The organism is Amycolatopsis sp. NPDC048633, from assembly GCF_040650695.1.
Classification (GTDB): domain Bacteria; phylum Actinomycetota; class Actinomycetes; order Mycobacteriales; family Pseudonocardiaceae; genus Amycolatopsis.
Window position 1 is genome coordinate 167,844 of the sequence record NZ_JBEZHS010000010.1, and the last position, 22,896, is coordinate 190,739.

Genomic DNA, 22,896 nt, shown 5'->3' on the forward strand with positions numbered 1-22,896 from the left:
GGAGTCCCGGCCGACGGCTCTCACCCGTTCGACCGGGTGACCGCTGCCGCCCGGGTCTACCTCAGCGGGGCCGCCCTCGCCGCCGGCGGCCCGCGACCATGTCCCGGTAGTGCTCCAGCGCGGCCACGGACTGGGTGACCTGCTCGAAGCTCGGCAGCGCGTGCACGTTGGCCACCAGTGTCATGTCCTTGCGCGGGATCTCCATGAAGCACACGTCGACGCCGGACTCCGCGGCGCGCGTCGCCACCTCGGCGCGCCAGGTGGCGAGATCGTGTTCGTCGCCGAGCCATTCGTGCAGGTAGACGCACCACTTGCCGCGCAGCAGCTCACCCGCGATGGCGTCTTGGCCGACCACGTACGGCTCGGTCACCCGGTCGTCCATGACCGTTCCCGAGTACACCAAGGCACTGCTTCCCTCCTGCTCCCCGGTGGTGACCCGACCACCGGAAAGCGCTATCCCGGCGGCGGCCTCCCCAGTCCGGCCGAGCAGCGCAGACCCCCGCGACCGATGCGGTACTCCGGGGACGGCGCAAACATACCGGCGGATTTGGCGCACAGCAACCATTTCACTGGGCGCGCCCGAGTCGTGACGACGAATGTGCACAGCTGGCGTGCGGATGCACGTGCCGATCATGGGAGGCCATATTTGAATATTCACCGAAATGGGGAGTGGGATTCCGTGGACGGACCCCGAAACCGGCCGCGGCGCCCGCCGGGCAGGTCGGGGCCACGCCAGGACCATGGACCGAGAGCTGCATAGTGCAAATTGCAGTAGGCGACATGCGCTCGACGTGATCAAGTTACGGGAACTTGCAGCAAACGGGCGAAAGCCTCAGAAAGAACACCACTGGGCTCGACAAGAACACGAAGGCCTACTCGGCTCCGCACGTGTTCGCCGCCAGCGGCGTCTGAAGGAGGTTCGGTGAACCGCCGAAGTAGGCGCCGTCCGTGACGTACAGCTGGTCGCCGCGGACGGCGACCGCCGTCGGGTTGGCCAGTCCGTCCGAAGTGGACAGAATCGTCCGCACTCCGTCGTGGCCGATCGTGACCACCCGGTTCTCCTGGTTGATCGCGGCGACGACGGAGTCGCCGTGGAAGGCGAAGTCGTCGACCGGCCCGAGGCCCGTCGCGACGACCCGCCCGGGCCCGCCGGTGAGCGGGAACCGGACCAGCGTGCCGCGGTCCAGGTTGGACACCCAGACCGCGCCGGCGTGGACCTTGATCCCGTTGGCGCCGAAGCCGCTCACCGGGGCGAGCAGCTCGCCGGTCGCGAAGGCGGTGACGCGTCCTCGGGAGACCCGCCAGACCGTGGAGCCGAACGAGTCGGCCACGTAGAGATCGCCGGTCGCCGGGTCGCGGGCGACGCCGTTCTGGAACCCCGACGGCGGCAGCGCGGCCACCTGGACCGGCGGCGAACCCGGCCTGACCCGATAAAGGCCGGTGGCCGGGGTGCCGGTCGAGATGGCGACGTACAGGTCGCCACCGGGTGCCCGGACGATGCCGCCGAGGAACAGTTTCCGGTGGACCACCGGGACGTCACCGTCCGCCGGCACCGGGATCCGGGCGATGATCCGGACCTGCCCGCCGGGCGTGACCCGGCCGATTTCGCCGGTGTAGGCGAAGGTGAGGTCCGCGGAGCCGTCGGGCTCCAGGGCGATGTTCTCCGGCTGCTGCCCGGCGGCGAGGTCGAGGGGAACGATCCTCGACGCCGCCAGCGCGGGTGCGGCCGGCAGGGCGAAGACGGCGGTCGCGGCCAGCACGACGCCGATCTGCTTGATGCGCAAGGGAAACTCCGGGTGTGAAGGGAATGGCGAAAAGAACCCCAGATCGCCGTGCCTTCGACGGTAGGCCCGGTGCGCCCCCGGCCACCAATAGCTCAGGCTGGGGTGGCCATCGGAAATCCGATCACAGGTCGCGGGCGAAGCAGCGCGAGACCGGTTCGCCGACGTACGGCCCGTAGGCCTCGATGGGTTCGTAGCCCTCGCGCTGGTAGAAGCGGATCGCGTCCGGCTGCCCGGTGCCCGTCTCCAGCAGCAGCCGGGCGATGCCGAACCCGCGTGCGTGGTCTTCGAGCGCGCGCAGCAGGGCGGCCGCGACGCCGGTGCCGCGGGCCGGCGGCTCGACGTACATGCGCTTGATCTCGCCCGAACCCGGTCCGAGCAGGCGGAGCCCGCCGCAGCCCACGGCCGTACCGCCGGCGTCCCGCGCGACGAGGAACACCGCGACGGACTCGGCGGTCGGCATGGCGCCGGGCTCGTGGTCGTCGGTGCCGTAGCGGGCGTCCAGCTCGGTTCGCTGGGCGGCTCGCAGGCGGACGGCGTCGGGATCGTCCCAGGTCACCGGCGTGATTTCGATGGTGGTCGGCACAGCGTGCCCCTTTCCGTAACAAGCGTTACCGTAGCAGCTGTTACGCTTCCCGGAAAGGAGGTTCCGTGCCGAAGCAGCGTGACGTCCAGGCCCAGCGGGAGCTGCTGTCGAATGCGACGTGGCAGGTCCTGGCCGAAGACGGCCTGCCGGGCCTGACGCTGCGCGCGGTCGCCGAGCGCGCCGGCTGCACGACCGGCCTGGTGATGCACGCGTTCCCGACGAAGAAGGCGTTGCTGCTGCACGCGCGTGACCTGCTCTACGAGCGCACCGCCGTCCGTGCCGACGCCGCCGAGGCCGCGAGCGCCGGCGCGTTCGGTGCCCTGGAAGCGGTGCTCGGCCAAGCCGTCGACCTGCCGCACGGCCACCACGAGGAGTCCCGCGTCTGGGTGGGCTTCCTCGCGGCGGCGCTGGCCGACGACGCACTGGCCGAACGCCACCGCGCGGCGAACCACTCGTTCCTGGCGCGGATCCGGCGGCTGGTCGCGGCGTGCCGTCCGGAGTGGCCGGACGAGCGGCTCGAGCTGACGACGAAGAGCCTGGTGGGGCTGGTCGAAGGCCTGAACGTGCTGGCCGCGGCGGACCCGGCGGCCTACCCGGCGCGGCTGCAGCTGGACGCGCTGGCCCAGGCGCTCGCCGAGCTGGGACCCGTCAGCTGATCGCGGCGAGGTAGTCCGAGACCGCCGAGACGTCGCCGGCGTCGGAGATCAGGGCGACGTGGCCGTCGGGGCGGATCAGAACCAGGGTGTTTTCGGCCGCGCCGTAAGCGTCCGCGAGGTGGCCTTCGGTGTCGGAGATGTCGTCGGCGCCGGTCGGTTGTGCGACGACGTGAAGAGTCCTGAGTCCGGCCGGAAAGCCAGGCGTGGGCCCGAAACTCAGCAACGTGAACTGCCCGCCACGCGTCAGGTCGAACAGCCGGCGTTCGCCTTCGACCGTCTTCAGCCCGGTCGCGTCGGGGGCCCGGTCGCCGGCGCGGAGCGGGGCCGTCTCGTCGCGGTCGTCGCGCGCCAGGACGGAGCCGCGATAGCCCACGTCGAGCTGCGTCGTGCGCGTGGTGCGGCGGATCGGGAAGCCCTTCTGCTCGATCGCCTGCTTGAAGAGCGTGTTCGAGAGGGAGAGCACGCCGGCCGCGACCGGCCGCCGCTCGGCCTCGTAGCTGTCGAGCAGGGCCGGCGAGGCGCCCTTCGCGACCGCCGCGAGTTTCCAGCCGAGGTTGTGCGCGTCCTGGATGCCGGTGTTCATCCCCTGGCCGCCGGCGGGCGAGTGGATGTGCGCCGCGTCGCCGGCGAGGAACACGCGCCCCTCGCGGTAGCGGTCGGCGAGGCGGACGTTGGCGCGCCACAGCGACGACCACTCCGGTTCGCGCAGGCGGATGTCGGTGCGGCCGCTGCGCCGGTCGAGGATCGCCTGCATGTTCGCCAGGCTGAGCTCGGGGTCCTGCCCCGGCGCGATACCGGCCTGGTACTGGAAAACGCCGGTCGAGGGCAGTGGGCAGAGGGTGACGGGACCCTCCTCGTGCCGCCACATGTGCCAAGCGTCGCGGTCGAGGCCGTCGACCTCGACGTCGGCGACGATCATCCGCACCGTCTCGGGTGTCTCGCCCTCGAAAGCGATCCCGGCCTGCTTGCGGACGACGCTGTGGCCGCCGTCGCAGCCGACCAGCCGGCGCGCCGTGACCGTTTCGGCTTCGCCGTCCTTGACGACCACCGCCGACACGCCCTCGTCCGACTGCTCGAAGCGGTCGAGCGCGGTGCCGAACTCGACCCCGCCGCCGAACTCCGCCAGCCGCCGCCTCAGTGCTTCCTCGACCCGCCATTCGGGCGTGATCAGGCTCGCCGGGTACGGGACGTCGGGGCGAACCTCGGTGTCGGCGCTGCTCAGCGTCACCTGGCCGTCGGGTCCGGTCGACCGCATCGGCATCGCCGGCCGGCCGGCGGCGAGCACACGATCGACGATGCCGAGATCGTCGAACACCTCGAGGGTGCGCGGCTGGATGCCCTTGCCGCGCGAGCCGGGCCGCGGGCCGGGGGCGGCCTCGACCAGGCGGAAGGAGACGCCGCGGCGGGCGAGCTCGCAGGCCAGCGTCAGCCCGGTCGGGCCCGCGCCGGCGATCAGTACCTCCGGCGACAGCTTCGGATCCATCGTCCACCCCGTTCAAGAAAGGAATCACTTTCTAACCAGGGTAGGGACACTTGCTAAGAAAGGAAAGCCTTCCTATCGTGAGCGGGTGGCTACCGAGGCGTCCGAACCCGTCCGTCGTCGCCGGCACGGCAAGGAGCTCGAGTCGGCGCTGCTCGCCGCCGGCTGGGACGAGCTGGTCGAGGCCGGGTACGCCCGCCTGACGATGGAGTCGGTCGCCGTCCGCGCGCGCACCAGCGAGGCCGTGCTCTACCGCCGCTGGGCGAACAAGGACCAGCTGGTGCTCGCCGCGATCGAGCACCAGCGCGACGCCAACCCGGTCGCGCTCCCCGACACCGGCACCCTGCGCGGCGACCTGCTCGCCCTGCTGACCGCCGCGAGCGAAGCGCTCGCCGGGTTCTTCGCCATCGCCGCGGCGGCCGCCTTTTCGGGGCTGCTGGTGGACACCGGCATGACCCCGGCCCAGGTCCGGGCCCGGGTCATGGGCGACCAGCGGGTTCCGCACACGCGGACCATCTACCAGCGGGCCCACCGCCGCGGCGAGATCGACCTGGAGCGCGTCCCGGCCGCGGTGCTCGACCTGCCGTTCGACCTGGTGCGCCACGACTTGCTCATGGACCTCGAACCCCTGAAACCGGCTCGCATCCGGTCGATCGTCGACGAGCTCTTCCTGCCGCTCGTTTAGTTGCTGCTCACGAGGGCCGGGCCGAAGCGCCGTCGGTAGGCGCTCGGGCTGAGTCCCGTGTGACGCCGCAGCTGCAGTCGCAAGTTCGCCGCCGTCCCGAAGCCGCTCGCCTCGGCCACGCGCTCCAGCCTCAGCTCGCCGCGTTCGATCAGGCGGCAGGCCAGCGTCACGCGCTCGGTCGTCAGCCACGCCAGCGGTGTCGTGCCCAGCTCGGCGCGGAACTTCCGGTGCAGCGTCGCCGGGCTGATCGCCGCGCGCGCCGCGAGGTCGTTCACCGTCAGCGGCGTGCCGAGGCGTTCGCGGGCCCACGTCAGCACCGGCGACAGCGACGTGTCCGGCACCTCGGGCACCGGCCGCTCGACGAACTGGCGCTGGCCGCCGTCGCGGTGGCCGGTGAACACCAGCCGCCGGCTGATGGAGTTCGCGATCTCCGCGCCGTGGTCGCGGTGGATCAGGTACAGGCCGAGGTCGAGCGCCGCCGCGCTGCCCGCCGCCGTGAGGACACCGCCGTCCTCGACGAACAAGACGTCCGGTTCGAGCGACACCCGCGGGAACCGGGAAGCGAAGTCGCCGGCCCAGCGCCAGTGCGTCGTCGCGCGGCGGCCGTCGAGCACGCCGGCGAAGGCGAGGGTGAACGCGCCGGTGCAGAAGCTCACCAATCGCGCGCCGCGGCCGGCCGCCCGCCGGATCGCGGCCAGGACCCCGGGTGACGGCAAGGTCAGCGGGTCGGGCCGGTTGGGCACGATCAGCGTGTCCGCGGTGTCGGCGACGTCGAGGCCGCCGACCCCGGAGAGCGTGAACATCCCCAGCGTCATGGTCACTTCCGGGGTGGGGGAGCAGAGCGCGAAGTCGTACCAGGGCCGGTCGAGCTCGGGCCGCCGCAGCCCGAACAGCTCCGTCGCGACGCCCATCTCGAAGGGGTTCGAGCCTTCGTCGACCAAGACGACGACCCGGTGCGAGAATTCTTGCGGCATGTGCGATTCCTAGCACTAGTGCGACGGAAACGCCAGGTCGACGATGGTGAGCATGAACCCGATCGACCTGAACGAAGTCCTGGCGAGCTTCGACGCCGCCTGGAGCCCGCGGATCGTCACCCGCGTCAACGACTACGACATCCGGCTCGCGCGCATGGCCGGCGAGCACGTCTGGCACGTCCACGAGGACACCGACGAGTTCTTCCTGGTCCTCGACGGCGAGATCGAGATCGGCGTGCGCGACCCCGACGAGCGGGTGGTGACGCTGACCCGCGGCCAGGTGTTCGTGGTGCCGAAGGGGACGTTCCACAAGCCGTCGTCGAAGGCGGGCGCGAGCGTGCTCCTGGTCGAGCCGGCCGGGACGCTCTCGGTCGGCGACCAGCACGACGAAGTCCCCGGCCACGTCGATGTCACGACCGGCCACCTGGTCTAGCGACCGCGGGCTACCCGATCGTCGTCGAGCCCGGGCAGAAGGTCGCCTGGCCCGGCGAACTGTTCGTCGGCACCGTCGGCGTCTTCGCCGCGGCGGGGTTCACCGAGGTGAGCCGTCCGACCGTGCGGCGGGTCGTCATGCGGCTGACCTGCTGAGTCCTGCTGGAAAACCGGGTATCCTCGGCCGCATGAAACGGACCTCGTTCGCGCAGTGGCCGTGCTCGATCGCGCGCACCATGGACCTGCTGGGGGACTGGTGGACCCCGCTGGTGCTGCGCGACGCCTTCTACGGCGTCCGCCGCTTCGACGAGTTCCAGCAGGCGCTCGGCATCGCGCGCAACACGCTCGCCGACCGGCTCAAGCGGCTGGTCGACGAGGGGCTGCTGGAGAAGGTCGCCTACCAGACCGAGCCGGTGCGCTACGACTACGTCCTCACCGAGAAGGGCCGCGACTTCTACCCCGTGCTGCTCGCGATGACGCGCTGGGGTGACAAGTGGCTCTCGAGCGAGGCCGGCCCGCCGATCACCGTGCACCACGACGCCTGCGGGCACGACACCCACGCCGAAATCGTCTGCGCGGAATGCGGCGAACCGATGACGCCGGACGACACGCGGATGCGTCGCGGCCCCGGCTTCCCGCCGCGGCTGGCGCAGCGGCCGGACGTCGAAGCGCGGTTCGCGCGGCAGGAGTGACGTTGACAGCGTAGGTCTATCTACGCAACTATCGTGGTCAGAGGCTCACTGAGAGGGGTGTGACCACGATGGAGTGGACCGGCGCGCGGTACGCGGACAAGCCGACGGCCGAGGTCTCGACCTGGATCGACGCCGCCCCCGAGGACGTCTGGCCGGTCGTCTCCGACATCGCGCTGATGCCTTCCTTGAGTGCCGAACTGCAGTCCGTCGAATGGCGCGAGGTCGGTCGCACCTTCGTGGGCAAGAGCAAGCACGACGCGTTCGGCGAGTGGCAGACGACGTCGTACGTCGTGGAGTGCGAAGCCCCGCGCGTGTTCGCCTGGGCGGTGCAGGATCCGGCCCAGCCGAGCTCGGTCTGGAAGTTCACCCTCGAACCGGCCGACAGCGGCACCCGGCTCTCGCAGTGGATGCAGATGGGCCCCGGGCGGTCCGGGCTGTCGTTCGCCATCGACCGGATGCCGGAGAAGGAACAGAAGATCGTCTTCGTGCGGCTGCGGGAGTTCGAAACCGCGATGACCGGCAACCTCGCGGCGATCAAGGAGCGGGTGGAAAGCCGGTGAAGACGGCGACGACGGTCGAGCTCTCGAAGGACTCCCGCACGACGCTGGACTTCGTGCTGGAGGCGGAAAAGCTCGGCCTCGACGTCTGCTGGGTCGCGGAAGCCTGGGGCTCGGACGCGCCGTCCGCGCTCGGCTACCTCGCCGCCCGCACCGACCGCATCCGGCTCGGCTCGGGCATCATCCAGCTCGGCACGCGCACGCCGGTCGCGATCGCGCAGGCCGCGTTGACGCTGGCCGACCTGTCCGGCGGCCGGTTCTCGCTGGGGCTGGGCCCGTCCGGCCCGCAGGTGATCGAAGGACTGCACGGCGTCCCGTTCGCGAAGCCGTTGACGCGGATGCGCGAGACCGTCGAAATCATCCGCCAGGCCTTCGCCGGGGAGAAGATTTCGTTCTCCGGCAAGGCCTTCGAGATCCCGCTGCCCGGTGAGGCGCGGCCGATGCGGCTGTCCACCACGCCGAACCCGGACATCCCGATCTACCTCGCGACGCTGTCGCCGAAGCTCCTGGAGCTCACCGGCGAGGTCGCCGACGGCTGGCTCGGCACCAGCTTCGTCCCCGAAGGCGCCGACGCGTACTTCAGCCACCTCGACGCCGGGCTCGCGAAGTCGGGCCGCACGCGGAAAGACATCGACGTCTGCCAAGGCGCCGAAGTCGCCTTCGCCGCCGACGAGGACGAGCTGCGGACGATGGTCGGCAGCCGCAAGAGGGAACTCGCCTTCAGCCTCGGCGGGATGGGCTCGGCCACCACGAACTTCTACAACAACGCCTACAGCCGCCAAGGCTGGGCGGACGTCGCCGCCGAGGTCCGCGAGCGCTGGCAGGCCGGCGACCGCGACGGCGCGACCGCGCTCGTCACCGACGAGATGGTGCTCGGGACGACGCTGATCGGCACCGAAGAGATGGTCCGTGCCCGGCTGCGCGTCTGGCGCGACACCGGCATCGACACGGTCCGGCTGTACCCGGCCGGCGAAACGCTCGAAGCGCGCCTCACCACCTTGGGCCGTGCGCTGGACCTGCTGTGAAGGGAACGCCATGACCGAGTGGCACCGCACCGCGTGCAGCCTCTGCTACCTCAACTGCGGGCTGGAGGTGCAGCTCGACGGCCGGAAGATCACCCGCGTCCGCGGCGACAAGGCGCACCCGCGTTCGGCCGGGTACCTGTGCCAGAAGGCGCAGCGGCTGACCTGGTACGGCGACCACGACGACCGGCTGACGACGCCGTTGCGCCGGCGTCCCGACGGCACCCACGAGCCGATCGACTGGGACACCGCGCTCACCGAGATCGCCGCGAAGCTGCGGACCATCCGGGACGCCGACACCGCGGCCGGCCGGCCCGGCTCGTTCGCCTACGTCGGCGGCGGTGGCCAGGGCAACCACTCCGGTGGCGCGTACGGCGCGTCGCTGCTGAAGTGGATGAACTCGACGCGCCACTTCAACGCGCTGTCGCAGGAGAAGACCGGGGACTTCTGGGTCAACGGGCAGCTGTTCGGCTCGACGCTCGTGCACACCGCCGAGGACGTCGAGCACTGCGACCTGCTGGTGGTGCTCGGCTGCAACCCCTGGCAGGCCCACGGGTTCAACAACGCCCGGCACGCGCTCAACACGATCAAGAACGACCCCGCGCGCAAGATGATCGTGATCGACCCGCGGCGCACCGAGACCGCGGAGATCGCCGACCTGCACCTGCCGCTGCGCCCGGGCACCGACGCCTACCTGCTGGGCGCGATCCTGGCCCTGGTGCTGGAACGCGGCGGTGCGGACGAGGAGTTCCTCGCCACGCGCACCGAAGGCTTCGACGAAGTCGCCGCGGTGCTGGGGAAGATCCCGGTGGACGAGTGGATCGCGCACACCGAAGTGTCCCGTGTGGACGTCGAGCGGGCCGTCGACCTGATCCTTTCCTCGCGGGCCATGACCGTGCGCGTCGAGCTGGGCATCCAGCAGGGGCGGCACTCGACGCTCAACAGCTACCTCGAGAAGCTCGTGTACCTGGTCACCGGGCACTTCGGCCGGCGCGGCACCAACAACCTGCACTCGTGGCTGCTGCCGCTGTGGGGTTCGACCAGCGGGCAGCGGTCCGAGGTCACCGGGTTCGAGTACATCGGCGGCCTGCTGCCGGCGAACACCCTGGCCGAGGAGATCCTCACCGACCACCCGAACCGGGTGCGCGCGCTGTGGGTCGAGTCGTCCAACCCGGCCAACACCTTCGCGGGCACGCGGGAGGTCGAACGCGCGGTGCGGGCGGCCGAGCTGTCCGTGGTCGTCGACGTCGCCTACACCGAGACGGCCGCGTTGGCGGACTACGTGCTGCCGGCGGCGTCCCAGCACGAGAAGTGGGAGTTCACGCTCTTCACCTTCGAGTGGCCGACGAACTACTTCCAGCTGCGCAAGCCGTTGCTGGACCCGCTGCCGGGCACGCTCGTCGAGGCCGAGATCTACACGCGGCTGTTCGACGCGCTGGGCGTGCTGCCGCCGTCCGACGTCCTCGCGTCGCTGGCCGCCGGGCCGCGTGCCGAACTGCAGGCGGGGATCGGCGCGCTGGTCCAGGCGATGCCGGAGCGGTCCGCGATCCTGCCCGTGCTCCTCTACCGGACGCTGGGGGCGTCGCTGCCCGACGGCGCGGCGTCGATCGCGCCGCTGTGGGCCGGTTGTCACCGGGCGGCGAGGTCGATGACCGTGCCGGTGCAGCGTGCGCTGGGCAGCTCTTCCACGGGCCTCAAGCTCGGGGAGGAACTTTTCGAACGGGTCTTGGCCGGTCCGACGCCGTTCTCGACGCACGAGCAGGACGAGGTGTGGAGCCTGATGCGCCGCTCGCGGGTGCGGCTGGCCGTGCCGGAGCTGCTGGACTGGCTCTCGTCGCTCGACCCGGCTTCGGAGCTGCCGGATCCGGCGTTCCCGTACTCCCTGCTCAACGGCCAGCGCCGGGCGCACAACGCGAACCAGATCCTGCGCGACCCGCGCTGGCGCCGCACGGATCCGGACGGCGCGCTGCGGGCGCGTCCCGAAGAGCTGGCGTCGGTCGGCGCTTCGCCGGGCGACTGGGTGGCGGTCGTGACGCCGGCCGGCCGGGTGGTCGTCCGCGCGGAGGCCGACCCGGGGATGCGGCCGGGTCAGCTCGCGCTGCCGCACGGCTACGGCATGGCCCACCCGGACGCGCACGGCAGGCGCGTGGTCAGCGGCCCCCGCATCAACCTCCTCACGGATGCCCTGGACCGCGACCCGATCGCGGGCACCCCGCACCACAAGGACGTTCCGGCGCGCCTGGAGCCGGCGACGGAGGAGGAACGGGTGCGGGCGGAGGCGGACAGCGCGCGCGTCCGCGAGACCGTCGCGAGTGGACGGTCTTAGCGTTTCACCGGGTTTTCGGTCATAGTGGTACCCCTTGACCGAAGGGGGCCTATGCGCAAGATCGTTTCGAACCTGTTCATCTCGCTCGACGGCGTGGTCGAGGCGCCCGACAAGTGGTCACTCCGGTACTGGACCGACGAAATCGGCCAGGCGGTCGGCAGCGGGATGGCCGCGGCCGACGCGATGTTGCTCGGGCGCGTCACCTACGAAGGGTTCGCTGAGGCGTGGCCCGGCCGGACCGTCGAGGACGACGAAGGTGCCGCGTTCATGAACAATGTGCGCAAGTACGTGCTTTCGTCGACTTTGTCCGAAGTTGGTTGGAACAACTCGACGCTGCTGACCGGTGACCCGGCTGCGGCCGTCCGCGCGCTGAAGGTTTCGCCCGGGGGCGACATCATGACCAGCGGCAGCACGACGACGGTGCGCTGGCTGCTGGCCGAAGGCCTGGTCGACGAGCTGAACCTGCTGCTGTACCCGATCGTCGTGGGGCAGGGGAGGCGGCTGTTCCCCGCCGAGGGGCCGACGTTCCCGCTGGTGCTGAAGAAGTCGGCCACGTTCGGCAACGGCGTCGTCCAGCTGACCTACGTCCCGGCGTGATCGCGCCGTTCCGGATCGAGGTCCCGGAGGCGGATCTCGAAGACCTGCGTGCCCGGTTGCGCCGGACGCGCTGGCCCGAGGCTGGGCCGGCCGACTGGAGCCAGGGGACGCCGCTGGGATACCTGCGTTCTCTGTGCGACTACTGGGCTTCCGGCTACGACTGGCGTGCCCTGGAAGCGCGGGTGAACCGTTTTCCGCAGTACCGCACGGAAATCGACGGCCTGGGCATCCACTTCCTGCACGTGCGTTCGGCTTCTTCCGACGCGCTGCCCCTGATCCTGACGCACGGCTGGCCCGGCTCGTTCCTGGAGTTCACCAAGGTGATCTCGCCGTTGGCTGAGGAGTTCCACCTGGTGATCCCGTCGCTGCCGGGTTACGGCTTCAGCGACAAGCCGTCGTCACCGGGCTGGGGGATCGAGCGCATCGCGGCAGCGTGGGCTGAGCTGATGGCCCGCTTGGGCTACTCCCGCTACGGCGCCCAGGGCGGCGACTGGGGGACATCGATCACGACGTCCCTCGCCCAGCTGGACGCGGCGCACCTGGCGGGCATCCACCTGAACCCGCCGATCGCGGCGCCGGACCCCTCGACGTTCGACGACTTGACTCCCGCGGAAAGTGCGGCGCTCGCTGCTTTGGACCACGCGCAGCGGTGGGAGGACGGGTATTCGGTGCTGCAGTCGACCCGCCCGCAGACGGTGGGGTACGGGTTGCTGGACTCGCCGGCGGGCTTGTGCGGCTGGCTGGTGGAGAAGTTCCACGCGTGGTCGGACGGCTTCCCGTTCACCCGCGACGAGCTCTTGGACGACGTGACGCTGTACTGGCTGACCGGCACGGCGACGTCGTCGGCCCGGCTGTACTGGGAGAGCATCCGGAAGGTGCAGCGGTGGTTCTCGGAGGCGACCGAGGACACGGTGGGTGTGCCGACGGGCTGTTCGATCTTCCCGGCGGAGATGCCGCGGCCTTCGCGTCGGTGGGCTGCGAAGCGGTACACGGACATCCGGCATTGGAACGAGCTGGAAAGGGGCGGTCACTTCGCGGCTTACGAGCAGCCTGAGCTGTTCGTGGATGAGGTGCGGACGTTCTTCCGGATGGTCCGCTAGCCGCACGCAAGTCGTCCGGTCCTCAGTTGACCTGGCGGTTCTGACCCTCCCAGAACGGCTCCCGGAGCTTGAACTTCTGGATCTTCCCGGTCGCCGTCCGCGGCAGCTCGTCCAGGAACTCCACCCGCTTGGGGCACTTGTACCCGGCCAGATAGTCCCGGCAGTGCTTGATCAGCTCCTCGGAAGTCACCTCCGAGGAAGTGACGACAAGGGCCGTCACCAGTTCGCCCCACTTCTCGTCCGGGATGCCGATCACCGCCACCTCCCGCACGGCCGGGTGCGAGTTCAGCGCGTCCTCCACCTCGATCGACGACACGTTCTCGCCACCCGAGATGATCACGTCCTTCTTGCGGTCCGCGATCGTCAAGTACCCGTCCTCGAACGACCCGCCGTCGCCCGTGTGGAACCAGTTGCCTTCCTGCACCCGCGCGGTCTCGTCGGGGTTCTCCCAATACCCGTCCAAGTTGTGGTTCGACTGCGCGAGCACCTCGCCGTCCGTGTCGACGGCGATCCGGACGCCCAGCGCCGGCGTCCCCGCGCGGCCCAGCAGCCTGGCCTGCTCGTGCGGATCCAGGTCCGCCCACTCGCTGCGCATCCGGTTGACCGTCAGCAGCGGCGCCGTCTCGGTGAGCCCGTAGATCTGGATGAACTCCCAGCCCAGCTCCGCCCGCACCCGTTCGATCGTGCGCGTCGGCGGCGGTGCGCCGGCCACCACGATCCGCACGCGGTCGCGGCCGGGGATTTCGCCCTTCCACGAAGCTGCGCCGTCCAGCGCCGCCGTGACCACCGCGGGCGCGGCACAAAGAATGGTCACGCCGTGCTCGGCGATGCGCCGCAGGATTTCGGTGCCGTCGACCTTCCGCAGCACGATGTGCCGCCCGCCGAGGCCGGTCACCGCGTACGGCATGCCCCAGCCGTTGCAGTGGAACATCGGCAGCGTGTGCAGCAGGACGTCGTTGTCGCTCAACGTCGTGTGCAGGCCGAACACGGCCGCGTTCAGCCAGATGTTGCGCTGGGTGAGCTGCACGCCCTTCGGCCGCGCCGTCGTGCCCGAGGTGTAGTTGATGGTCGCTGTGGCCGACTCGTCGCCGGCCCACGGCCGCGGCGATCCGTCGCCGCCCCAGATCGCGTCGTCGTCGCGGCCCAGGACGAAGACGTGCTTGGCTGTGACCGTGTCGAGCAGGTGCGCCAGCTCGGGGTCGACGATCAGCACTTCGGCCCCGGAGTGCTCCACGATGTACTTGACCTCGGCCGGGGCGAGCCGGAAGTTCACCGGCACCAGGACCCGGCCCCAGCCGGACACGCCGAAGAACGACACGAGCAGCCGCGCCGCGTTGTGCGACACCATCGCGACGCGCCCGCCGACCGGCACGCCCAGCTCGTCGAGGTGCGCGGCCTGCGCGCGGGCCCGGCGCGCCACCTCGCGGTAGGTGAGCGAACCCCAGCTCGGCGCGGGCTGGTCCGGCTCGTCGATGACCGCGACGCGGTCCGGGTACACCGTTTCCGCGCGGTCGAGGAAGTCCCGGACACCCAGATCGAAGAACATGCCCCCGATGATGACTCTTCGCAGGTGCTCGCACCAGTCCGATGTGGTTCGCTGGAGCACGATGGACTTCGACACGGTGGCCGGCGAGCTCTACGGGGGTGACCTCGCGGAGTTCGTCAGCGCGCGCAACGCGGCGGCGAAGGCCGCGAAGGCCGAGGGCGACGCCGAGCTCGCGGCCCGGATCCGCGAGCTGCGGAAGCCGACCACCGCCGCGGCGATCGTCAACCGCCTGGCCAGGGACGACGACGCCGAGCTGCGCGAACTGGCCGAACTCGGCGACGAGCTGCGCGACGCCCACACCCGCCTGGCCGGCGACGACCTGCGCGCCCTGACCCGGCGCCGCGGCGACCTGGTCCGGCGGATCGTCCGCGGGCTGCCGTCGATGAGCGACACCGTCTCGCGTGAGGTCGAGGCGACGCTGGAGGCCGTCGCGGCCGACCCGGGCACCGCCGGGCTCGCCGTGGCCGGGCGCCTGACGTCCGTGGCGCACCAGGACACCGACCAGTGGTTCACCCTCGCCGCGACGGCCCCGCCGTCCACCGGCAAGCGCTCGGCGAAGCTGGTGGAAAAGGCCGAACCGGCCAAGCCCAAAAAGGACCACCGGCGCGAAGAAGAGGAACGCAAGGAGCGCGAACGCGCCCGCGCCGAACGCGAACGGATGCGCAAGGAAGCCGCCGAGCTGGCCAAGGAACGCGCGGTGGCCGAACGCGACCTGGTCCGCACCGAACGCGCGGCCGAGCAGGCCACCGCCCGCGTCGAAGACCTCCGCACCCGCCTCACCGAAGCCGAGGAACGCGCCGAGCGCGCGACGGCGGAGTTCGAGCAGGCGAAGGAAACCTACGAGCAGGCCGACACGGCCGCCGAGGAAGCGCGAAAGGCTGCCGAAGCGCGCTGAACCTGTGCTAGCGTGAAAGCGCGCCCCGGATGGGCCTACGCACGGAGGTAGTGGCTACTTCAGCCCCCTTGAGTCGACACGTTCCGCCTTCCCTGGCAGAAGTGTGCCCTCCGCGCGCCCATTCCGTGTCGGTTCACGGCCTCCGGTGATCACTTCATCGGAAAGGACCAGCTTGATCCAGCTCACCACGACCGGTGCCCGCACGGGCCGGAAACACCGGGTTCCCTTGGGGGCCCTTGACATCGACGGCCGGCTGGTCGTCGTCGCCTCGGCGATGGGCTCGCCGAAGCACCCCGGGTGGTACCACAACATCCGCCACAACCCTTTGGTGACCGTCGAAACCGACGCGGGGACGTTCGAGGCGATGGCCGGGTTCCCGCCCGACCGCGACGAGCTGTTCGCCGAGGTCGTCGCGCGGGAACCCGGCTTCGCGGACTACCAGGCGCGGACGAGCCGGGTGCTGCCGGTCGTGGAGCTGCACCGGCTCGACCGGGTGCGCCGCATGGGCGACTGGCTCGCCGAGGTGCACGACTGGCTGCGCGAAGAACTGCGGGACCTGCGTGCCGGCGAGTCGCAGAGCTTGAGCCAGCGGTGCCTCGGCTTCTGCTCCGCGCTCACGCGGCACCACACCGGTGAGGACACGGCGATCTTTCCCATGCTGGCCAGGCAGTTCCCGGCTCTCGCGCCCACGTTGACGAAGCTGGGCGACGAACACGTCGCCGTCGCCCGGATCCAGGAGGAGATCCAGCGGCTCGTCGACGACGAGACCGACCCCGCCCGGCTGCGCGCGGAACTCGACCGGCTGGCGTCCCTTTTGGACTCCCACTTCGCCTACGAGGAGCAGACCGTGGTCAAGGCCCTCAACGCGCTGCTGCCCGCACCCGGCTGATCACAGCAGCACTTCGGCCAGCTGCCGGTGGTTCTCCGCCTCCACCTCGGCCGACCGGCCGATCACCTGGACGGCCACGTGGTCGGCGCCCGCGTCCACATGGGACCGTAGCCGCTTCGCGATGTCTTCTGGCGTCCCGTGCAGCGCGAGGTCGTCGATCAGCCGGTCGCTGCCGCCGCCCGCGACGTCGGCGTCGGTGTACCCGTGGCGCAGCAGGTTGTTCACGTAGTTGCGCAGCCCGAGGTAGGGCTCGCGGATGAAGGCGCGGCCGACTTCGCGAGCCTCCTCGGGGGCGCCGACGACGACTTTCTGTTCCGGGGCCAGGATCTTGCCCTCGCCCAGAACAGACCGGGCGTGCCGCGTGTGCGCGACCGGCACGAGGTACGGGTGCGCGCCCGCGGTGCGGTCCCTGGCCAGCTTCAGGACCCGGTCGCCGAGCGCGGCGAGCACCCGGGCGTCGGCGGGCACACCGGCCGCGTCGAGCCGGTCGAGGTAGTCGACGAGCGTGTCGTACGGGCTGTGGTAGCCGGTGACCGACTCGGGGTGGCCGACGCCGATCCCCAGCAGCAAGCGCTTTCCGTACCGGTCCGCGAGGCGGTGGTAGGACTCGGCCAGCGGCTCCGGCGCGTCGGCCCAGACGTTCACGATCGCCGTCGCCACGGTGATCCGCTCGGTCGAGGCCAGGAGGTCTTCGACGAAGGCGAGGTCGCTGATCGAGGCCCGCCCGGTGCCGATCCAGGCCGTGCCGTAGCCGAGCTTGTCCGCCGCGATGGCGTGCTGCTTGCGGGTCGCGTCGTCGCGGTGCGGGGAGAGGAACACGCCGAAGGTGCCGAGGTTCACTACATTTATCATAGGGATCAATGTAGCAAATGTAGCGCGGTCAGTTCGAGAGGCGGTGCAGCCACTCCCGCAGCAGGTGGCGCTCGGTCGTCGTCAGCTCGTCGACGTCATCCGCGAGCGCAGTCGACAAAGCGACAGCGAGTGCGCCGACGGACGAGCCTTCGGCCGGCCGCTCGGCGAGCAACCCGGCTAGGACGGCCTCCCTGACCTGCGTGGACATCGCCAGGTCACGGCTCTCTTCGGGCTGCGCGATGAGACTGAGCGTGACCCCGCTGTTCGCCGCCGCGAACTGGCGCGCGGCTTCCGCCGCTTCGACGCGAAGCCGGCCGTCGCGCGCCAGCGGCGTGAACAGCTCCAGCAGCATCGCCTCGGCGCTCGAGGTGAGGTTGCACGGCACACCCGGCTCGATCTGGCCGTAGAGCAGGACGTAGAACTGCGGGTTCTCCAGGCCGTACTCGACGTGCCGGTCCCAGCCCGCGCGGATCCGGTCCACCGGGTCGCCGCCCGGCGCGGGGGCCTGGACGTACTGCGTGAAGCCGTAGTTCACGACGGCGTCGAGCAGGCCCTGTTTGCTGCCGAAGTGGTGGTACAGCGTGGGGGCCTGGACGCCGGCGCGTTCGCAGATCGCCCGAGTCGACACCAGCCCGTCCGGCGCTTCGTGCAGGAGCTGCCCGGCGGCCAGCAGCAGGCGGTCGCGGGTGCTGGTGGCGTTGCTCGATCGTCCGGCCATGTAGCAATTGTAACGCCAGTGTGTAGCGTCAGGCCCGCAGTCGTAGCTGCACCCGGCGAAGACCGGCGAAGGCGTTCAGCACCGCCGGGTCGGTCGTCGCCGCGTCGGGGCGCACCGACCGGTAGCCGTCCAGGAGCGACTCCCGCAGCTCGTCCCGCTGCGGCAGGTGCTTGAGCTCGTCGAGCGCCACGGCGAGGTCGTACGCGTAGTGCCCGTACCCGCAGTCGTCGAAGTCGATCGCCCGGACGCGGCCGCGGTGGAACAGGTAGTTCTCCTGGCGCAGGTCGCCGTGGACCAAGCCGAAGACGTCGGCGCCGCACCCCAGCTCGGCCCGGACCGCGCGGACCCGCCCGGCGGCGGCGCGGACCCGTTCGTCGCCGCCGGCCAGCGCGACCGCCCGGTCGAGCACGGTGTCGGAAAAGCCGTCGACCTGCGAGCGGCCGAACTCGGTGAGGTCGTCGACGCGGCCGCGGTCGAGGCCGTTCATCCGCGCGCCGTGCAGGTGCAGTCGCGCCGCGAACTCACCCACCGCGTAGAGCTGCGGCGCGCTGAGCCGTTCGTCGACGAACCGGCCGTCGACCCAGTGGCAGAGCACGCAGGTGCGCGGCTCCGGCACCGCCGGGTCGGCGACCACGGTCACCCAGTCCCGCGCCCGCGTCGGCACCGGCCGCGGGACGACGAGATCGGTGTCGCGGCCCAGCGCGGCGAGCCACGCCATTTCGGACCGCACCTGCGCGGCGCCCGGGCCGTCCGCGCGCTGCACGCGAAGCACATACCGGTGGCCGTCCGCGCCGTCGACCCGGAACATCGTGTTGAGCCCGCGGCCCAGCGGCGTCAGCCGGGCCACCGGCACGTCGTACTCGGTCAGGGCGGCTTCGGCGAGCCGGCGCAGGCGTCTGGTGCGGCCCGAGCGGTCGAGCTCGGCGAACGGCCGGTCGTTCGCGCTCGCGCCCGCCATGGCCCACGTGCTCAGCTGATCGACCGTTCCGGCTCGCGGGAGTGCGCGACGAGCTCGATCGTCGGCGTGTGGCGCCCGCCGCCACCCAGCCGCTCGACCCCGCGCAGGCCCTCGACCAGCCGCTCGACCTCGGTGTCCGGCCGCACCCCGAAGCGCATGAACTGGCTGGTCATGCCGATCTTGTTGCCGCACTGGCGCACCAGCAGGTGGTGCTCGGCGAGCAGGTAGTCGCACAGCTCGGCGCCGTCGACCGAGCCGGGCAGCTTGACGAGCAGGAAGTTCGCCTGCGACGGGAACACCGTCAGCTCCGGGAACTGGTTCAGCTGCGAGTTCATCATGAACCGGTCGAGCGCGAGCTTCTTGAGGCTGTCCTCGTACTCCGCGCGGTGCTCGGCGAGCATGAAGATGATGGTCTCGGCGAGCGAGTTGACGTTCCACTTCGGCAGCGCGGCCGACAGCTTGCGCGTCAGCGCCGGGTTCGACACCTGGTAGCCGAACCGGATCCCGTGCAGCCCGAAGTTCTTGCCGAGGCTCTTCAGCACGATGACGTTCGGCCGCACGACGGCTTCGGCGGCCACCGACGGGCTCATCTCGGCCTCGACGAAGTCGATGAACGACTCGTCGATCACCACCAGGTCCAGGTCTTCGAGGGCGTCCATGAACCGGATCACCTCGCGGCGCGGCAGGTACCCGCCGTCGGGGTTGTTCGGGTTGCACAGCACCGCGACCCGGGAGCCGCGGCGCTTGATGAACTCGACGTAAGAGTCGACCCGGAGCTCGAAGTTGTCGGACTCCTTGAGCAGGAACATGTCGACGCGCTTGCCGGTCTCCAGCGGCTGGTCGGTCCAGCGGCCGAACGTCGGGATCGGCACCGCGATGCTGGCGTCCACCAGCAGGTGGTCGATCCAGGTGATCAGCTCGGTCGAGCCGTTGGCCAGCGAGATCGTCGACGGGTTCAGCCGCAGCACGTGCGCCAGCTGCGCGGTGATCGCGCCGCTGTCGCTCGGGTAGAACTTGAGGATCGTGCGGAGGTTGCGCTCCAGCTCGCCGAACATCTCGTCGGTGGGGAAGTACGGGTTGCAGGGGATGCAGAAGTCCGCGAGGTCGTCGGCGTGCTGTCCCATGGCCCTGGCCACCGAGAAGAACGACGGGCTGTGGGCTGCGCTCTGCTGGAAAAGGCCTCTGGTGGTCATACCGTGCCGCACGCGTGGTCTCCGTCCGCCGCTTTACCGGCCCCTTGCCTTCCCGATGGGGATACGTGTGAATCGGACGGCCGGTTCAACACCGGTCACGGCGTAGATCCCGAGACCGGCCAGCGCGGCGCCCGCCAGCACCGAGAGCGCGAGGAGCGGCAGTGGCGCGGCCAGCGGGTTGATGCCGGCGAAGGACTCGATGCCGATGACCGCGGTGAGCAGGGCGTCGGCGACGACCGCGGCCGTCACGACGCGCAGCCGGTGCGCCTCGGGCCAGCGGGTGAACTTGAGGACCCAGGCCAGCGCCGGGAGCACGAGGATCGCGTGCATCGCGACCGCGTGCAGCGGCTTGAGCGAGCCCGCGGTGGTGTACGCGCCTTGCGGGTCGCCGCCGCGCGCCTCGACCACGCCGCGGGCGATCATCACCGCACCGGTGGCCAGCGCGACCAGCAGCACGACCAGGCCCGCGCGGACGGCCAACCGCAGGCTCGCGGCCTCCGGGCCGGGTTCGACCAGCGCCGCGGCGGTGAAGCCGATGACGGTCAGGATGAGGACGCCGCCCCCCGCCGCGAGCGTCATCGACACGACGTTGTCGAACGGCGTCTCGAAGTTGAAGTGCGACGGCACGCCGCGCCAGGCCTGCATGCTGACCAGCACGACCTCGGCGACGCTCGCGGCGGTGAACGCGCCCAGCAGGGCGGTGCGCAGCCGGGGGCGGACGGTGAGGAACGACGTCGCCCAGGCGACCGACGCGAGCGTCAGCCCGAACGACAGGCCGAACGTGACGGCTTTGCGCATCGACAGCGGGCCCAGCCACGAGCCGCCGGTGGCGATGAGCACGATCGCGTGTGCGGCGCCGCTCAGGAACAGCGTGGCGCCGACGGCGTAGGCGATCCGCTCGGCGCGCCTGCCGTCGTGCCAGATCCGGGTCAGTGCGTTCATGGCACGGAGTGTCGCGCCCGGGAGGCGGTCGCCGCGTCGGCCCGGTGGCGACACCACGGCGTACGACGACAGGCGTACGGCAATGGGGAAGAAATGTCGAAAAGCGCTGGTAAAGGAATTGCTCGATTCTTGACCGGAATATGGGAGAAACGCGTGGGCGGCGACACTCGCCAGGCGGATGCGGTGCGGCCGGAAGAGTTCTACCATCGAATCATGTACATCGCCCTGCTGACCTACACAGCGCCCGAAACAGAAGTCGACTACGCGCTCCCGGACCATTCGGACTGGTTGCGCAAACAATTCACGAAGGGAGTCTTCCTCGTTTCCGGAAAGGGTCACGGTGCGGCCGACCACGTGATCCTCACGCGGTCGGTGCTGCGCGGCAAGCTCGACGCGGTGCTCGCCAGCGACCCGTTCGTCATCCGGCGCCTCGCCCGCTACGAAGTCATCGAGTTCACCGCCACGCGCACCGCCCAGGAGCTGCTGGCGATCAACGAGGCCATCGCCTCCTGAGGAGTTCCGCCACGGTCGGGTGGCCCGGCGACGAGGCCCCGCCACCTGCCGGCGAAGAGTGCTCACCCGCTGGTCTCGCTTATGATCGGGACGCCCGGATGTCCAGCAGGGAGAGCGCGATGAAGACCCCCGACCTCGTCGTGCGGGGCCGCCGGTTGAGTCGTGACCGCGCGCTGGTGCTGGCCGCGGTCCAGGTGCTCCCGGAGCCCGACGCGGCGCGGGAAGCGGTCCTGAGCGCCGTCGAGGACGGCGCCGATCTCGTGGGTTTCGCCGGAACCGGCGTCGAACCCCAGGTCGCGTGGGCGCGCTCGAAGTTCCCGGATCTCGGTCTAGCGGTCGACACGGCCGACGCTTCGGTGGCTGCCGCGTGCTGTGCGGCTGGCGCCGACCTGATCCTCGCGCGGACCGACCTCACCGAGGTCGCGGCGCGGTTCGGGGCGGGCTACGCCGGATCTTCGGTGGTGGATCTGCCGGGTTTCGTGCTGGACGTCGGCGTGCTGCGGACGGCGCTTTCGCTTCCGCAGGACGTGCCGGTGCTGGTGGAGGTGGCGGGCGACGGGACCCCCGGCGGCCTGGCGCTGACGGCGCTCGCGGCGTCGGCCGGGGCGGCGATCATCCGGACCCGGCACGTGCGCGCGACGAGGCACGTGGCCGAGATGGCGGCGAGCATCGCGGGCACGCGCTCGCCGGCGAAGGCGGTCCGATGGGAGTGATCCGGCAGATCTGGCCGGTCGAGCGCGGCCTCGACGACCACGACCTGGAGCAGCTCTACCGGTACCCGGACGGCCCCCGGTGGGTCGCGGTCAACTTCGTGTCCAGCACGGACGGCGCGATCACGGTCGAGGGCCGGTCGGCGAGCCTGTCGACCCGGGCCGACCGCATCGTCTACCGGCTGGGCAACGACCTGGCGGACGTGGTGCTGGTGGGCGCGGGCACGGCGATGGCGGAGGGGTTCGAGGGCATGCGCCCCGACGAGCGCACGGCCGAGCGCCGCCGCCGGTTCGGGCTGGCCCCGATCGCCCCGGTCGCGGTGGTGACGACGGGCCGCTCCCTGCCCCCGGACGCCCCGGTGATCACGAAGGCGGCGGTCCCGACCTTGGTGTTCACCTCCGCGGCGGCCCCCTCGGCGTTGCGTGACGAATGGACGGCGAACGGGGCCCGGGTGTTCGTCGTGGGTGCTTCGGAGGTGTCGGCGTCGGAGGTGGTCGCGACGCTGGCGGCCGAGGGCTTGGGCCGCATCGACTGCGAGGGCGGGCCCAGGCTGTTCGGATCGCTGATCGAAGCGGGAGTGGTCGACGAGTTCCGCTTGACGGTGGCGCCGTTCCTGGTGGCGGGAGCGTCGGGCCGGGCGGCGGTGGGCGGGGCGATCGACCCGGCGAAGCTGGAGCTGGCTTCGGTGCTCACGGACGGAAGCAGTGTGCTGCTGAGGTATTTGGTTCCCCGGTAGGCCCGCTTTTTTGTCGGTGCCGCCCAGTAACGTGGAATCCGGGGGTTCCCTGGGC

Annotated in this window: 26 protein-coding genes; 14 read left to right on the top strand and 12 right to left on the bottom strand. The window is 70.9% G+C overall.

Annotated features, from left to right (window positions below; genetic code table 11):
* Positions 1-61: 61 nt before the first annotated feature.
* From AB0C38_RS20475 to AB0C38_RS20485, 3 genes are all read right to left on the bottom strand, one after another.
* On the bottom strand, positions 62-382 hold the full coding sequence (locus AB0C38_RS20475; RefSeq protein ID WP_360675412.1) for a hypothetical protein: 321 nt from the start codon (positions 380-382) through the stop codon (positions 62-64).
* Positions 383-872: 490 nt separating this feature from the next.
* Positions 873-1,784 (bottom strand): hypothetical protein, encoded by a 912-nt coding sequence (locus AB0C38_RS20480; RefSeq protein ID WP_360675414.1) that lies wholly within the window; start codon positions 1,782-1,784, stop codon positions 873-875.
* Between the two features lie 121 nt (positions 1,785-1,905).
* On the bottom strand, positions 1,906-2,367 hold the full coding sequence (locus tag AB0C38_RS20485; RefSeq protein ID WP_360675417.1) for a GNAT family N-acetyltransferase: 462 nt from the start codon (positions 2,365-2,367) through the stop codon (positions 1,906-1,908).
* A gap of 65 nt (positions 2,368-2,432) precedes the next feature.
* Between AB0C38_RS20485 and AB0C38_RS20490 the strand changes: the two genes are divergently transcribed.
* Positions 2,433-3,023 carry a TetR/AcrR family transcriptional regulator gene (locus AB0C38_RS20490; RefSeq protein ID WP_360675419.1) on the top strand — a complete coding sequence of 197 codons (591 nt, stop codon included), beginning with the start codon at positions 2,433-2,435 and terminating at the stop codon, positions 3,021-3,023.
* On the opposite strand, the gene AB0C38_RS20495 is transcribed toward AB0C38_RS20490, so the two are convergent.
* Positions 3,016-4,506 (bottom strand): FAD-dependent oxidoreductase, encoded by a 1,491-nt coding sequence (locus tag AB0C38_RS20495; RefSeq protein WP_360675422.1) that lies wholly within the window; start codon positions 4,504-4,506, stop codon positions 3,016-3,018. The genes AB0C38_RS20490 and AB0C38_RS20495 overlap by 8 nt on opposite strands.
* A gap of 85 nt (positions 4,507-4,591) precedes the next feature.
* On the opposite strand from AB0C38_RS20495, the gene AB0C38_RS20500 reads away from it, so the two are divergent.
* Positions 4,592-5,188, top strand: coding sequence for a TetR/AcrR family transcriptional regulator (locus tag AB0C38_RS20500; protein ID WP_360675425.1), 597 nt, complete (start codon positions 4,592-4,594; stop codon positions 5,186-5,188).
* On the opposite strand, the gene AB0C38_RS20505 is transcribed toward AB0C38_RS20500, so the two are convergent.
* Positions 5,185-6,162, bottom strand: a complete 978-nt coding sequence (locus AB0C38_RS20505; protein WP_360675428.1) for a helix-turn-helix domain-containing protein — start codon at positions 6,160-6,162, stop codon at positions 5,185-5,187. The genes AB0C38_RS20500 and AB0C38_RS20505 overlap by 4 nt on opposite strands.
* A gap of 43 nt (positions 6,163-6,205) precedes the next feature.
* Between AB0C38_RS20505 and AB0C38_RS20510 the strand changes: the two genes are divergently transcribed.
* Positions 6,206-6,595 carry a cupin domain-containing protein gene (locus AB0C38_RS20510; protein WP_360675431.1) on the top strand — a complete coding sequence of 130 codons (390 nt, stop codon included), beginning with the start codon at positions 6,206-6,208 and terminating at the stop codon, positions 6,593-6,595.
* 10 nt (positions 6,596-6,605) lie between these two features.
* Here the strand turns inward: AB0C38_RS20510 and AB0C38_RS20515 are convergent, their stop codons facing one another.
* Positions 6,606-6,734 carry a hypothetical protein gene (locus AB0C38_RS20515; protein WP_360675434.1) on the bottom strand — a complete coding sequence of 43 codons (129 nt, stop codon included), beginning with the start codon at positions 6,732-6,734 and terminating at the stop codon, positions 6,606-6,608.
* Positions 6,735-6,782: 48 nt separating this feature from the next.
* On the opposite strand from AB0C38_RS20515, the gene AB0C38_RS20520 reads away from it, so the two are divergent.
* The 6 genes from AB0C38_RS20520 (at position 6,783) to AB0C38_RS20545 (ending at position 12,888) form a co-directional block, all read left to right on the top strand.
* Positions 6,783-7,286 carry a helix-turn-helix domain-containing protein gene (locus tag AB0C38_RS20520; RefSeq protein WP_360675436.1) on the top strand — a complete coding sequence of 168 codons (504 nt, stop codon included), beginning with the start codon at positions 6,783-6,785 and terminating at the stop codon, positions 7,284-7,286.
* Positions 7,287-7,354: 68 nt separating this feature from the next.
* A complete protein-coding gene (locus AB0C38_RS20525) occupies positions 7,355-7,846 on the top strand; it encodes an SRPBCC family protein (RefSeq protein ID WP_360675631.1) in 492 nt (163 codons plus the stop codon).
* Entirely contained in the window at positions 7,843-8,868 is a 1,026-nt protein-coding gene (locus AB0C38_RS20530; protein ID WP_360675439.1) for an LLM class flavin-dependent oxidoreductase, read from the top strand. The genes AB0C38_RS20525 and AB0C38_RS20530 overlap by 4 nt, the downstream gene beginning before the upstream one ends.
* Before the next feature lie 10 nt (positions 8,869-8,878).
* A complete protein-coding gene (locus tag AB0C38_RS20535; protein WP_360675442.1) occupies positions 8,879-11,191 on the top strand; it encodes a molybdopterin-dependent oxidoreductase in 2,313 nt (770 codons plus the stop codon).
* Positions 11,192-11,242: 51 nt separating this feature from the next.
* On the top strand, positions 11,243-11,788 hold the full coding sequence (locus AB0C38_RS20540; protein ID WP_360675445.1) for a dihydrofolate reductase family protein: 546 nt from the start codon (positions 11,243-11,245) through the stop codon (positions 11,786-11,788).
* On the top strand, positions 11,785-12,888 hold the full coding sequence (locus AB0C38_RS20545) for an epoxide hydrolase family protein (protein WP_360675448.1): 1,104 nt from the start codon (positions 11,785-11,787) through the stop codon (positions 12,886-12,888). The genes AB0C38_RS20540 and AB0C38_RS20545 overlap by 4 nt, the downstream gene beginning before the upstream one ends.
* A 22-nt stretch (positions 12,889-12,910) precedes the next feature.
* On the opposite strand, the gene AB0C38_RS20550 is transcribed toward AB0C38_RS20545, so the two are convergent.
* On the bottom strand, positions 12,911-14,434 hold the full coding sequence (locus tag AB0C38_RS20550; RefSeq protein WP_360675450.1) for an AMP-binding protein: 1,524 nt from the start codon (positions 14,432-14,434) through the stop codon (positions 12,911-12,913).
* Between the two features lie 61 nt (positions 14,435-14,495).
* On the opposite strand from AB0C38_RS20550, the gene AB0C38_RS20555 reads away from it, so the two are divergent.
* Together AB0C38_RS20555 and AB0C38_RS20560 are read left to right on the top strand one after the other, a co-directional pair.
* Entirely contained in the window at positions 14,496-15,329 is an 834-nt protein-coding gene (locus tag AB0C38_RS20555; protein ID WP_360675453.1) for a hypothetical protein, read from the top strand.
* A gap of 172 nt (positions 15,330-15,501) precedes the next feature.
* Positions 15,502-16,218, top strand: coding sequence for a nitroreductase/quinone reductase family protein (locus AB0C38_RS20560; RefSeq protein WP_360675456.1), 717 nt, complete (start codon positions 15,502-15,504; stop codon positions 16,216-16,218).
* Here AB0C38_RS20560 and AB0C38_RS20565 read toward each other — a convergent pair whose 3' ends face one another.
* Genes AB0C38_RS20565 through AB0C38_RS20585 form a run of 5 tightly spaced genes read right to left on the bottom strand, consistent with a single transcriptional unit; the run spans position 16,219 to position 20,881 of the window.
* Positions 16,219-17,058, bottom strand: a complete 840-nt coding sequence (locus tag AB0C38_RS20565) for an LLM class F420-dependent oxidoreductase (protein WP_360675459.1) — start codon at positions 17,056-17,058, stop codon at positions 16,219-16,221.
* Between the two features lie 40 nt (positions 17,059-17,098).
* On the bottom strand, positions 17,099-17,788 hold the full coding sequence (locus AB0C38_RS20570) for a TetR/AcrR family transcriptional regulator (protein ID WP_360675462.1): 690 nt from the start codon (positions 17,786-17,788) through the stop codon (positions 17,099-17,101).
* 28 nt (positions 17,789-17,816) lie between these two features.
* Positions 17,817-18,746 (bottom strand): phosphotransferase, encoded by a 930-nt coding sequence (locus AB0C38_RS20575; RefSeq protein WP_360675465.1) that lies wholly within the window; start codon positions 18,744-18,746, stop codon positions 17,817-17,819.
* An 11-nt stretch (positions 18,747-18,757) separates the two neighbouring features.
* Complete coding sequence (locus tag AB0C38_RS20580; RefSeq protein ID WP_360675468.1) at positions 18,758-19,939, bottom strand: histidinol-phosphate transaminase; 1,182 nt, start codon at positions 19,937-19,939, stop codon at positions 18,758-18,760.
* Between the two features lie 33 nt (positions 19,940-19,972).
* Positions 19,973-20,881 (bottom strand): hypothetical protein, encoded by a 909-nt coding sequence (locus AB0C38_RS20585; protein ID WP_360675471.1) that lies wholly within the window; start codon positions 20,879-20,881, stop codon positions 19,973-19,975.
* A gap of 213 nt (positions 20,882-21,094) precedes the next feature.
* On the opposite strand from AB0C38_RS20585, the gene AB0C38_RS20590 reads away from it, so the two are divergent.
* The 3 genes from AB0C38_RS20590 (at position 21,095) to AB0C38_RS20600 (ending at position 22,841) form a co-directional block, all read left to right on the top strand.
* Positions 21,095-21,394 carry a hypothetical protein gene (locus AB0C38_RS20590; RefSeq protein ID WP_360675634.1) on the top strand — a complete coding sequence of 100 codons (300 nt, stop codon included), beginning with the start codon at positions 21,095-21,097 and terminating at the stop codon, positions 21,392-21,394.
* Positions 21,395-21,513: 119 nt separating this feature from the next.
* Positions 21,514-22,107, top strand: coding sequence for a dihydropteroate synthase (locus tag AB0C38_RS20595; protein ID WP_360675474.1), 594 nt, complete (start codon positions 21,514-21,516; stop codon positions 22,105-22,107).
* A complete protein-coding gene (locus tag AB0C38_RS20600; protein WP_360675637.1) occupies positions 22,104-22,841 on the top strand; it encodes a dihydrofolate reductase family protein in 738 nt (245 codons plus the stop codon). Before AB0C38_RS20595 ends, AB0C38_RS20600 begins: the two co-directional genes overlap by 4 nt.
* Positions 22,842-22,896: the final 55 nt, after the last annotated feature.